The 597-nt window shown below is 70.5% G+C and carries 1 protein-coding gene; it reads right to left on the bottom strand.

Annotated elements, in window-relative coordinates; all coding sequences use genetic code 11:
- Positions 1 to 597: DEAD/DEAH box helicase (locus HUK84_RS22090; protein WP_176642028.1), on the bottom strand; the 597-nt coding region annotated here is incomplete at both ends.

Here is a 597-nt window from a genome sequence, read left to right as displayed (position 1 = left end):
CGTCGGTGGCCACGCACACGCGGGCCTGCCCGGTGCGCAGGCTCTCGATCGCGCGCGTGCGCTCGTTCTGCCCCAGCTCGCCCGACAGCGCGACCGAGGAAAAGCCCCGCTCCAGCAGCGCGCCCTGCATGTGGCGCACCAGTTCGCGCGTGGCGCAGAACACCATCGCGGTCTTGCTGTCGGTAAAGCGCAGGATGTTGACCACCGCCGGGATGATCTCGCGCGCATCGGTCAGCACGGCGCGATAGGTGATGTCGGCATGCTGCCGCGCGCCCGACAGCGTGTCGATGCGCAGCGCATCGCGCTGATAGCGGCGCGCCAGGGCCGCGATCTCCTTGGCGATGGTGGCCGAGAACAGCAGCGTGCGCCGCGTATCGGGCATCGCGTCCAGCAACTGTTCCAGCTCCTCGCGAAAGCCCAGGTCCAGCATCTCGTCGGCTTCGTCCAGCACGACGACGCGCAGGTCGGACAGGACCAGCCGGCCGCGCGACTGGTGGTCGCACAGCCGCCCCGGCGTGCCCACCACGATATGGGCGCCGATCTCCAGCGCCCGGGCCTCGCGCCGCGCATCCATGCCGCCGATGCACGAGACGATGC

The sequence above is a fragment of the Nguyenibacter vanlangensis genome, from assembly GCF_013376155.1.
GTDB lineage: Bacteria > Pseudomonadota > Alphaproteobacteria > Acetobacterales > Acetobacteraceae > Gluconacetobacter > Gluconacetobacter vanlangensis.
The sequence above is the reverse complement of the archived record's forward strand: the minus strand, read 5'-3'. Positions and strand labels throughout refer to the sequence as shown.